The following is a 2,233-nucleotide window of genomic DNA, read 5'->3' on the forward strand; positions in this document are numbered from 1 at the left end:
CCTACGTCATCTCGGACCACCTGGCGCACGCCGACCCGCTGATCGAGCGCTTCGAGCAATGGGGACGCGCGCGGCTCGCGAAGGGCTTTTCGCTGACGGAGGCGGCGCGCGCCGTGGGCGCGAGCGAACGCACGCTGGCGCGCCGCCTGCACCGCGTGCTGGGCAAGACGCCGCTATCCTACTTCCAGGACCTTCGCATCGAGCACGCCGTGCATCGGCTGCAGACCGGCAGGGCGAGCGTGGACGCCATCGCCGGCGAGGTGGGATATGCCGACGGAGTCACCTTGCGCGCCCTGCTGCGGCGGAAGCTGGGTCGCGGCGTGCGCGAGTTGCGGGGGCGCGGCTAGAGGGCATCTTTGCCGACCTCCAGCGGATGGAGCACCGCATCGATGAATTCGAGCGGAGGCCGGTACCGGTGCGCAACGACGTAGTGATAGACCATGGCCGGGGCTGCGTACCAGGCGCGATTCTGCCCCATGACCACCGGCCAGTGCAGCAAAGGTCAGCCCTCACGCTCACGGGGGCGGCCTTGTTTGATTGACCCACTGCTGCACGGAGGGCCGCCGCCACTGGCGACTCGCGTATGCGGCCAGATTTTCAGGCACCGGGTCGCCATGCATCACGAGGCGATTGAGCATGAGCGCAAGATCTACGTCGGCGATCGACCACTGTTCACACAGGTTGTCCGAACCGGCCCGAAGCAAAGCCGAGGCTGCCACGAACAGCTTTTCCGCGGCATCTCGCGCGGCCTTCGTAAGAGGCCGTGCCTTTGCCCCGCAGAACACGACCTCGGTGGTGCGCTCCTGCCGGATGGGCAGCAGATCGCTGCGAAGCCAGGCCTGCACCTGGCGTGCTGTCGCCCTGCTGCGGGGTTCCGCCGGGTACAAGGCAACGCCCGGAAAGACTTCATCCACGTATTCGGCGATTGCGGAGGACTCGGAAAGGGCGAAGCTTCCGTGGAGCAAGGCCGGTACGCGCCGGGTCAGCAACTTGTCTGCGAAGGCTCGTTCATGGTTCTCGTTTGCAGACAGGTTCACCGGCGTGATTTCAAACGACAGACCCTTCTCGCGGAGTGCAACGAATGCGGACATTGCGTACGGGCTCGTAAACTCGCTGTCTACGTACAAGCGAAGGTCGTTGTTTTTCACTAGTTGGCTCCGGCGAGGGCTAGCGCTCAATCCGAGCCAACATTGCGCACCCACCAAACGAACTTCCTGATGCCAGTCGCCCCGAACACCAGACCTAGGCCGAGCAGCAGTTCCACCACGTGGTAAAAGAGCCCCTCTCGCAGCGACCGCAGGCTTTCAGCGTTCACCAGCTCGGGTCGAAAGACGTACATGACAGAAAGGTTGCGCAAGATGGGGGCGACTGCCGATGCCGCGAACCAGAGCCCGATGAGCGCTGTACCCAGGGTGAACCACATCTGCTGCGACGACGCCTGCGCTGGCACATCACTTGAGTGCGGGAGCAGGCCACGAGAGATTGATTTCGGGAAAAACCATAGAGCGAGCAGGATGAGCACGGACAGAATGGACCCGCCTGTTAACAGAGCTAGTGTTTGCGAGTCGTACGGCGGGCTCCACAATATGAACGCCACTGCCTCGCGAACGATCACGAGTGCATACCAGATCGCAAAGAGTCGTACTCCGAGAGCCAATGTTTGGTGAGGCGTCACGTGAGCCTTCTAACGTTCACGGCGAGGGGTGCGCGCCGCTCCTGCCCGCGTCCCGTTCAACCGTGCCGTTACGCGGCATATTGCCGTAGCGTTGCAGCACTTGGCGCATGTACTCTCGCTGAATTCTCTGACCTTCAACGACGTTGCGCACGAAGGGATCCTGCATATCGATTCCGGGATTCCAGTTCTCAGGTTTTGCAAGGTCTGGCCCGTCGTACGGGTGCGCAAGGCGATAGGAGACGGCATCACGAATCGGCCGGTCGTCGCTTGATCTTAGCTCGGGCCAGAGCCACCAGAGGTGGCTTTCCATGTACTCACCGTACTTAGCGAGCTCTCCATTGAGCGAGATCTCCATCGCAGTGACAACATGCTCGGTATGACCGGCCTTGATCGATTTGATATCAGACGCAAGAATGGACGCCTTGTATTTGGAGTCGGCGAGCATGAACTCCCACAAACCGACGCGAGCTCCGATTGGCACCCCAACCGCGAAGCCGATCGCAAACACTACCGCGATGATGAGGCTCTTCTTGATCGCTGGCTTATGCCACATAACGT

4 protein-coding genes are annotated in these 2,233 nt (G+C 61.8%); 1 reads left to right on the forward strand and 3 read right to left on the reverse strand.

Going from position 1 to position 2,233, the window contains the following annotated elements:
- Positions 1-347: helix-turn-helix domain-containing protein (locus VJR90_00085; protein HKV95878.1), on the forward strand; the 347-nt coding region annotated here is incomplete at its 5' end.
- Between the two features lie 168 nt (positions 348-515).
- Here VJR90_00085 and yfcF read toward each other — a convergent pair.
- The 3 genes from yfcF to VJR90_00100 all read right to left on the reverse strand — a co-directional run.
- Positions 516-1,148, reverse strand: a complete 633-nt coding sequence (gene yfcF, locus VJR90_00090; GenBank protein ID HKV95879.1) for a glutathione transferase — start codon at positions 1,146-1,148, stop codon at positions 516-518.
- Positions 1,149-1,174: 26 nt separating this feature from the next.
- A complete protein-coding gene (locus VJR90_00095; GenBank protein HKV95880.1) occupies positions 1,175-1,522 on the reverse strand; it encodes a hypothetical protein in 348 nt (115 codons plus the stop codon).
- A 169-nt stretch (positions 1,523-1,691) separates the two neighbouring features.
- A partial coding sequence (locus VJR90_00100) for a hypothetical protein (GenBank protein ID HKV95881.1) occupies positions 1,692-2,233 on the reverse strand: 542 nt, incomplete at its 5' end.

Source organism: Gammaproteobacteria bacterium, assembly GCA_035279405.1.
Classification (GTDB): Bacteria; Pseudomonadota; Gammaproteobacteria; order Natronospirales; family REEB76; genus REEB76.